Source organism: Stenotrophomonas aracearum, from assembly GCF_031834615.1.
Lineage (GTDB): Bacteria > Pseudomonadota > Gammaproteobacteria > Xanthomonadales > Xanthomonadaceae > Stenotrophomonas > Stenotrophomonas aracearum.
The window spans coordinates 4,270,001-4,272,500 of the sequence record NZ_CP115543.1 but is presented as its reverse complement, the minus strand read 5'-3'; the positions used below and the strand labels follow the sequence as shown (position 1 = coordinate 4,272,500).

Annotated in this window: 3 rRNA genes (2 of these 3 cut by a window edge); all 3 read left to right on the top strand. The window is 53.4% G+C overall.

The features are described from left to right. Positions 1-1,531, top strand: a 23S ribosomal RNA gene (locus tag PDM28_RS19020); it begins 1,348 nt to the left of the window's first position. 170 nt (positions 1,532-1,701) lie between these two features. Continuing rightward, positions 1,702-1,816: ribosomal RNA gene (gene rrf, locus PDM28_RS19015) — 5S ribosomal RNA — on the top strand. 485 nt (positions 1,817-2,301) lie between these two features. Beyond that, positions 2,302-2,500: ribosomal RNA gene (locus PDM28_RS19010) — 16S ribosomal RNA — on the top strand; it runs 1,346 nt beyond the window's last position.

Genomic DNA, 2,500 nt, shown 5'->3' with positions numbered 1-2,500 from the left:
AGTCGTAGTCGATGGGAAGCAGGTTAATATTCCTGCACCTCGCGTAAGTGCGATGGAGGGACGGAGAAGGTTAGGTGTACCCGGCGTTGGTTGTCCGGGGGAAAGGCGGTAGGTTTGGATCTTTGGCAAATCCGGGATCCTCTAAGACCGAGCACCGAGACGAGTCTTTAAGACAAAGTCACTGATACCACGCTTCCAGGAAAAGCTCCTAAGCTTCAGCTTACGCAGACCGTACCGTAAACCGACACAGGTGGGTAGGATGAGAATTCTCAGGCGCTTGAGAGAACTCGGGTGAAGGAACTAGGCAACATGGCACCGTAACTTCGGGAGAAGGTGCGCCCTTTTTGGTGGCTCATGCGAGCTATAGCTGAAGAGGGCCGCAGAAACCAGGCCGCTGCGACTGTTTATCAAAAACACAGCACTCTGCAAACACGAAAGTGGACGTATAGGGTGTGACGCCTGCCCGGTGCTGGAAGGTTAATTGATGGGGTCAGCCGCAAGGCGAAGCTCTTGATCGAAGCCCCAGTAAACGGCGGCCGTAACTATAACGGTCCTAAGGTAGCGAAATTCCTTGTCGGGTAAGTTCCGACCTGCACGAATGGCGTAACGACAGCGGCGCTGTCTCCACCCGAGACTCAGTGAAATTGAAATCGCTGTGAAGATGCAGCGTTCCCGTGGCAAGACGGAAAGACCCCGTGAACCTTTACTATAGCTTTACACTGAACGTTGAGTTCGTCTGTGTAGGATAGGTGGGAGGCTATGAAACTGTGGCGCTAGCTGCAGTGGAGCCATCCTTGAAATACCACCCTGTCGTGCTTGACGTTCTAACCTGGGCCCATTATCTGGGTCGGGGACCGTGTATGGTGGGTAGTTTGACTGGGGCGGTCTCCTCCTAAAGAGTAACGGAGGAGCTCGAAGGTACGCTCAGCGCGGTCGGACATCGCGCACTGTGTGCAAAGGCATAAGCGTGCTTGACTGCAAGATCGACGGATCAAGCAGGTAGGAAACTAGGACTTAGTGATCCGGTGGTTCTGTATGGAAGGGCCATCGCTCAACGGATAAAAGGTACTCCGGGGATAACAGGCTGATACCGCCCAAGAGTTCATATCGACGGCGGTGTTTGGCACCTCGATGTCGGCTCATCACATCCTGGGGCTGTAGTCGGTCCCAAGGGTATGGCTGTTCGCCATTTAAAGTGGTACGCGAGCTGGGTTCAGAACGTCGTGAGACAGTTCGGTCCCTATCTGCCATGGGCGTTGGAGATTTGAGAGGGGCTGCTCCTAGTACGAGAGGACCGGAGTGGACGAACCTCTGGTGTTCCGGTTGTCACGCCAGTGGCATTGCCGGGTAGCTATGTTCGGAAGCGATAACCGCTGAAAGCATCTAAGCGGGAAGCGCGCCTCAAGATGAGATCTCCCGGGGCACAAGCCCCCTGAAGGAACCATATAGACTATGTGGTTGATAGGTCAGGTGTGTAAGTACAGCAATGTATTGAGCTAACTGATACTAATGATCCGTGTGGCTTGACCATATAACCTCAAGTTGCCTTGGCCGACATGACATGTCGATGGATACCAAGTGCACGCTACGTCACAAGACCTATGAGAGGCTGGCGCTGATATGCGCGTCCCTTCGCAAAAGCCTGCACATCCATGTGCAGACTCTAAGAAGGCACCGCATCTGCGACACTCCAACCGTCTCCCTGGTGAAATTAGCGCTGTGGAACCACCCGATCCCATCCCGAACTCGGAAGTGAAACGCAGCTGCGCCGATGGTAGTGTGGCTCAAGCCATGCGAGAGTAGGTCATCGCCAGGGTTTACACCCGAGAACCCCGTTGCTTGCGCAACGGGGTTTTCCTTTTTTTGCAAGCACATGCTTTTTGCTGCACTTGCAGCAACAACTTCAACAGGAACTTCAAGTTCACGTCACAAGTTGTTGACAGATTCGAAAAGCCTGACATAATAGGCGGCTCGCAACGACGAAACGCCCTCGGGTGCTTCGGTCCCAGGTCACCGGGAACCACCTCTAAAAAAGGTGTTGACGAAGCGGATTTGCCGGCTATAATGGGCGGCTCGCAACGACGGAAACGTCGGGGCACACGGAGGAAGGCGCTGAGGCCGACTCCAAAGTTCTTTGACAGTATGCGCAGGTATCTTGTGAAGGCGCCTGCAGGAAGGATGTATGTCCATCTTGCAGACGTTTGATCAAGCAACATATCAATTGTTTTAAAAGCAAGCGAAACGTTGCCAGCGGTCAAGCATCTGCAGCTTTAAATTTTTAGTCTTCGGACTATGCAGTTTTAAGTGAAGAGTTTGATCCTGGCTCAGAGTGAACGCTGGCGGTAGGCCTAACACATGCAAGTCGAACGGCAGCACAGGAGAGCTTGCTCTCTGGGTGGCGAGTGGCGGACGGGTGAGGAATACATCGGAATCTACCTTTTCGTGGGGGATAACGTAGGGAAACTTACGCTAATACCGCATACGACCTTCGGGTGAAAGC